The 5,840-nt window shown below is 37.4% G+C and carries 6 protein-coding genes; 1 reads left to right on the plus strand and 5 read right to left on the minus strand.

What is annotated here, in order from left to right; all coding sequences use genetic code 11:
* The 5 genes from RAO94_10675 to RAO94_10695 all read right to left on the minus strand — a co-directional run.
* Nucleotides 1-237, minus strand: a 237-nt coding sequence (locus tag RAO94_10675) for a hypothetical protein (GenBank protein ID MDP8322802.1), incomplete at its 3' end; no start/stop codon positions are given.
* A 533-nt stretch (nt 238-770) separates the two neighbouring features.
* Nucleotides 771-1,028, minus strand: a complete 258-nt coding sequence (locus RAO94_10680; protein ID MDP8322803.1) for a hypothetical protein — start codon at nt 1,026-1,028, stop codon at nt 771-773.
* A 174-nt stretch (nt 1,029-1,202) separates the two neighbouring features.
* Nucleotides 1,203-1,736, minus strand: a complete 534-nt coding sequence (locus RAO94_10685; GenBank protein MDP8322804.1) for a hypothetical protein — start codon at nt 1,734-1,736, stop codon at nt 1,203-1,205.
* Entirely contained in the window at nt 1,726-2,433 is a 708-nt protein-coding gene (locus RAO94_10690) for a DUF3800 domain-containing protein (GenBank protein MDP8322805.1), read from the minus strand. The genes RAO94_10685 and RAO94_10690 overlap by 11 nt, the downstream gene beginning before the upstream one ends.
* Before the next feature lie 1,002 nt (nt 2,434-3,435).
* Nucleotides 3,436-4,662 (minus strand): endonuclease Q family protein, encoded by a 1,227-nt coding sequence (locus tag RAO94_10695; protein ID MDP8322806.1) that lies wholly within the window; start codon nt 4,660-4,662, stop codon nt 3,436-3,438.
* A gap of 291 nt (nt 4,663-4,953) precedes the next feature.
* On the opposite strand from RAO94_10695, the gene RAO94_10700 reads away from it, so the two are divergent.
* Nucleotides 4,954-5,508, plus strand: coding sequence for a hypothetical protein (locus RAO94_10700; protein ID MDP8322807.1), 555 nt, complete (start codon nt 4,954-4,956; stop codon nt 5,506-5,508).
* The last annotated feature ends 332 nt before the right edge of the window (nt 5,509-5,840 follow it).

Consider the following 5,840-nt stretch of genomic DNA (forward strand, 5'->3'; position numbering starts at 1 on the left):
CAGTTTAAGATTTCGCATGACCTCAAGCGAACTGATCTTTGATTCCTCAGCAAAAGTCATTGACCAGACAATCGCCAATATTGACACATCTTCAGGAGAGAGCTCATATTCCTCAATTTCTTTAAAAAGACAAAATCTTTTACACAAATTGCCTGTTTCACTGGTTGAAAAACCATCTTCTCTGGCATTTCCAACCAATTCACTCAATTGACTTAACACAGCATAGGGCTCAAACATTTTACGCTCCTTATTTAAAATTTAGGGGGATCAAGGAATTTACTTCAGTGAGATCAAGAGATCATTTCCTCCTCGTCACTATGTAATATAAACTCTGAACAAAAAAAAGTAACTAATTTCTTCGCAAGGGTTTTTTCGGAACAGGTTTCTCTGGAAAACGAGGGTGCGAAAAGGTGAAGAGGTGAAAGGGTGAATATTTCGTGAGACGGGAGATGGAAGACGGGAAATGTAATCAGCCATAGGCTGACAAGAATGTAAAATTAAATGTAATGTAAGAATTTCCACCACAGAGAACATAGAGAATGTAATGTAAGACCTTTAGCCACGGATTACACGGACAAACACGGATCAATGTAATATAAGACTTTTAACCGCTAAAAACACTAAATTACGCGAAAAATGTAATGTAAGAGAAGAATTTATATTGACATATATCTTTCAAGATTCATTTTCCAGTCAGCTCATCTACCAAGGTTGTGGAAAGAGTAACGATGCCGTTCATTAAAGAGCGGCATTAGCCTTTTATATACTTTTTATGTAATTTTTCCAGTAATTCTCATTTTCCCATCTGATGCAAGTAACTTCAACCTGTGACAAGCTGTCACGGCTTCACTGCCTTCTTTTTTTAACCTCTGCTTAAGTTTACGCCAGTACGCTCCAGCATCTGCACTTTCTACAAGTACACTACAGATATCAACAACACTAAACCACCATTCATTTTCAAAAATAACCTTCCGGATATTCCTACCCTTAAATACAGCGATCTTATCAGTTTTCTCTATTTCTTCCATCTTCTACTTCTCCTTATCCGTTCCTTTTGTATTGAAACCACTTGTCCAGTCCTGATATTCTTCAATTTTACATGCTGATTAAACTAATAATGACATATATATGTCAATTTTCTTGACTATATTCTTAAAAATAATAAAAAAGACACAGCTCATCTACCAAGGTTGTGGAAAGAGTTACGATGCCGTTCCGAATAGAGCGGCATTAGCCTTTTTATGAGCATTATAATACTTTTCAAATTTCCGCCTTGTATGATTTTCATCAATACAGAAGGCAGTCCAGGGCAAATAATAATATTCATTCTTTGTTGAATCATATCTTTCAGCAATTACAACCACGTAATCTAATGACTCCAACCATAGATGAATCCTGTTTTCACCTTTTATATTTCTGCTAAATGCCTTGATATCATTTTCAGAAAGATTTAGTATTATCGGTTTAGGCCACCTGATTCTTTCACATCTATCGATATCAGGTAAACGGGTACTCTCATCCTTTCCTCTCGTAATTAAATGCCAGAAAGTTGCTTCCTTTCCTTGCTTAAGAGGGTACCTTTTCAAACGAAGTTCATATCCATTGATGATAGGCTTATGATGAATAAAATCTTCACTAAAATATTGGTATAGTATTTGTATGTATTCTTCCCAATCATTATTATAATCCGAAATCAATAGCAATTCCGGCAACCACTCAATCCCATTATATGCCATAATTTGGCTCCCAGATAAACACATTAAATTTAGTCTCTGAAAGATAACTCTTTTTTAACAAAGTTAATTCTGATCTTTGCCGAATAAGTTCTATCAGTTCCAGCTTTGTTTTACTCTCTTCTAAATTTCTATTCGCATAAGTGACTGCTCCCAGTAAAAGATCTGTTAATTGGATCAACTCCACTTCATGCGATCTTACCTGTTGAACCTGATTAATGATCTCTTGCCTGTAATCATAATGATGACTGCAAAGAATTTCATGCAATTTTTTAATCTTATATCCCCCCTTAGTATCTTTTATATCAAGAAAGACATTATATGATACATGGGGTTGCCAAATTACTTTGATCAAGTTGAAATACATTTTATAATAAAAATCGTCATGTGTCTGGTTATAATAGCGATGATCCAATTTTGTCTTATCGGGTACAACCAACACCCGAAAATGTAATTCCTGTTTATTAAAGAAATAATTGATCAGGTCAATGTAAAATTCCTTTTTGGAAGGACTAACTTTTACCCATTTTATCTCAGCAAACTTATTGATACTATGCTTTACTTTGAAACCTCTGATTTCCCTGTTTATTTCCGACACTTTATTCCTATCACACCAGATAGCCCCTAATGTCATGACTTTATTTCCGTCGTTCTCCAGATGACAACTTTCATCACAATAAATATTTATCTGATTATTCATAATTCCTCCAAATCAGCTATCTTTACTTCTGACCTGTTTACCAGTTTCTCACAAAATGCCATTATAAGTCCTTAAGATATTATCAATTTCAGTCAAATTCATTGTTTTTAAAAAATCTCCTCTATCCTAATAAATTTCTTACACCATTTATATCATATGTCACAAGATTGAATTAATTAATTTTTTGGCAAGAGTTTTTTCGGTGAAGGCTTCTCCCTGAATATGACTGCTAGACTGCTTGACTTCATGAGGGAGAGAGGGAATGAGGGATTGACTTCATGACTGCTTGACTTCATGAGGGAGGGAGGAAGGGGTGAAAATGCGAAAGGGTGAAAGGGCGAAAGGACGAGAATAATGTAAAATATAAAATTAAATGTAATGTAAGACTTTTACCACAGAGGTCACTGAGAACACAGAGAATGTAATGTAAGATTTTTTAACCACGAAAGCCACGAAATGACACGAAAAGATGTAATGTAAGAGAAGAATTTATTATTTTCCCATCTGATGCAAGTAATTTCAACTGTCCGATTTTTGAGGACACTTCAAGTTAACCCCTTCAGGGTAATAATTTGGGTGGAGCATAACAAGTTTTTCTTACTAAAATCACCTAAAGCCTGAACTGTTTTTTCCTTAATACACATGAAAATATACCTTCTGACCACCCTTTTGACCACCTGTCTGATAACCCAGTATCACTCAATCCCATTTCCCCTTACAATGTCTTAATAGTTGATTGATTATCTTGAGAAATAATCTTTAGTATCTTTATCTCATTTTTGCCCAACTTATCACCCAACTCTTCACCCAACTTATCACCTAACTTTGAAGGGATATGTAAATCAAAATAGTTCGTTTTGTTAGTTTTGTTCGTTGCTAAAAAATCTTACATTACATTGCTCAGTGTTCTCTGTGGCTCTGTGGTAAAAATTAGTTAGTTTTGTTAGTTTTTATGTCCCGAAGTCCAACAGTCGCACCGTCCCGAAGTCATCAGTCTTTCAGCTAAGAAAGACTGATTCTTCCGTATTCACCGTCATATCCGGGTTGGATTTGCAGCTTATCTGAATGGAAGTGTCGGATGAATTCAATTATTTCTTTATCAGCTAATTTTTCTTCAATATCTTCTGGCTTACTGAGGAGAATCTGCATTTCGGTGAGTCCTTTGTTCATGGTTTGATTATATCTATTGATCACTCTTTTACTGGTTACACCAGTTTTTACGATGCGGCTGATGATCTCTGGCAACGGCATGATATATTGCCAGTTTCGCTTTAGATCAGGAGGTAATTCACTGCGGTCAGCAAGCTGAAATGCGCGGTTCAGGACGCCAATAGTTACAGGTTTGCCGCAGATGGGGCAGATGCCATTGTGTTTAGCAGTTTCGGCAGGATGCCAGCAGATATGGCATTTTCGATGCCCATCATAGTGATATTTGCCTGCCTGGGGATGCATATCAATAGTTTCCAGATCACCATCCTTTAGAGCTTTGATTATTCCATTCCAGGTTAAATCAGCATATATACGTGTAGCATTTCTGCCCAGTTTACCAGGACTATGCGCATCAGAAGACGAGATCAGAGAATATTTATCAAGGGCAGAAATATGCCGTATCATGGGCACATCCGCTGAGAGTCCGGTTTCCAGAGTAGTTATCTGATCCGTGAGATCTTCAAAGCATTCAGAAATATCATCATAACCTGATTTTGCTCCAAAAAGTGAGAACCAGGGAGTCCAGATATGAGCAGGAATGCAGAAAATGCGCTCATCAGTTTCCAAAGCTAGTTCCAGCAGATCATGAGCACTAAGCCCACAGATAGGGCGACCATCAGAGCGGATATTTACTTTACGTTTTTCCAGATTAGCCTGAAAACGTGCTGCTGTTGCAAAATCCGGTAATATAAAGATATTATGGATCTTACGAGTTTTGTCTTTATGCTTATAGATGGAGCTGATCTCTCCGGTGAGAATGAATCTGACTTCTGAACTTCTGAAAGCATCCTCTACCGGGAGACGGAGATCAGGTTTAAGCTGATATAATCCCGGTTCAGATTCCTGCAGTTTGTCTTCCAGTTCAGCCAGCCAGCCAGGATGGGATATGTCACCAGAGCCAATAATATTTATGCCTTTCCGTCTCGCCCACCAGTCAAGGTATTCAGGGGTAAGGTCTTTGCTTGTAGCCCTTGAAAAATGAGAGTGAATATGCAAATCAGCAATTAGATTCTTTTTCATCTATTTTATCCTGTAATTTTATTGAATTGATTATGGGTTATAGTGAATCCACGTCAAGTTCTCTTTTTTTATTTACGCATCTCCCAGCCAAACCTTGCGAATGGTTGAAAACCTCCGCAATGGTTGATCAAGCTTAATCCCTTCCATTTTCCTTATAAATATCTTGCCCATAACGGTCAACCATTGCGGAGGTTTTCAACCATCCGCAAGGTTTTAGCAAGTTTTTATTAAAAATAAATATTGCTATAGTATGGAACATTAAATGCTTAAATGGTATATAAAGGAGATAGTATGATACGAAAAGTGTTAACAGTGGTGACAGTTATGATCATCACCTTCCATCTGGCAGCGGCAGTACCGCAGAAAACCAGATTGGATGCAGCACAGGTAAATCCCATCGTGGATTGCCCTGAGCTGATGTCTAACACTGCTTACTATCTAAATTGCGCTGATTGCGGGATTTACAACCTTGATCTTTCTAATAATGATATTGATAGATACCTGCAATTATGGAAACCTAATAACTCTTTTGCTCAAAGATTTTATCTTGTGCAGGCAAGCGAGGATTCCTATTATATCGTGAAGGCGCAACATAATCTGCACCTGCATATTATTCCTGATCCGGCTGGCAAAGATAATCATCTGAGGATCGGTGGTGAATTAAATGGCACTACTGATCACTGGCGAATTATTTCTACCTCAGATGATGACTTGTTTTATATTGTTTCTGAATATAACGGCAGAGCTTTGACCAGCGACACTGAAGCAGATCATAAAGATCAGATAATGGCAAAAGATTATACTGGGAACATGAACCAGAAATGGCGATTTATTCCAGTGTATTAAACTAAAGAACCCCTCCTCATACACCCAAGGACCTGCCTACCTCCCTCAGGCAGGTCCGACTTTTTTATGTACCTGTCCCAAAAATATACATGAGTAAACAAAGTTAACAGTTTGATACCTTTACAGGGGTGTAACTATTGTGTGTAATCATTAGTTGCGGATTGAGAACGATTGTCTTATTCTGGGGTGTTATCCTGCCAGTTTTCCTCGGTAATAGTTATTGTGCGTTCAATTTTGCCAAATAAATTACAATAGGCTATGACTGTAAGTTCATCTCCAGGATTAAGATCCCGCACCATGAAATTAGCTCTCTGTTCATTACGGATAGGCTG

Source organism: Candidatus Stygibacter australis, from assembly GCA_030765845.1.
Taxonomy (GTDB): Bacteria; Cloacimonadota; Cloacimonadia; order Cloacimonadales; family TCS61; genus Stygibacter; species Stygibacter australis.